General features: G+C 58.1%; 1 protein-coding gene. It reads left to right on the top strand.

All coding sequences use genetic code 11. The features are described from left to right. Positions 1 to 93: 93 nt before the first annotated feature. Positions 94 to 227, top strand: a 134-nt coding sequence (locus tag M3B90_RS09610; protein WP_259890164.1) for a helix-turn-helix domain-containing protein, incomplete at its 3' end; no start/stop codon positions are given.

The following is a 227-nucleotide window of genomic DNA, read 5'->3' as shown; positions in this document are numbered from 1 at the left end:
CCTTGACAGGTCAGTCGCGTCATTGTTGACACTTAGGGTTACCTCAGCCGTGTCAGTGACGCTTGACTGGTGAGTCGGGACATGGTTGACACCATGAACAGTCCCAACCGCAACCTCGCCATCGTCAGAGCTGTCCAAGACCAAGGCGGCACACCCACCAACGTCGCCAAGCGCTTTGGCATCTCACGCCAACGCGTCCACCAAATCCTCAACGCCTACGACGCAGG

The organism is Dermabacter sp. p3-SID358 (assembly GCF_025147465.1).
In the GTDB taxonomy this organism is placed as follows: domain Bacteria; phylum Actinomycetota; class Actinomycetes; order Actinomycetales; family Dermabacteraceae; genus Dermabacter.
The sequence above is the reverse complement of the archived record's forward strand: the minus strand, read 5'-3'. Positions and strand labels throughout refer to the sequence as shown.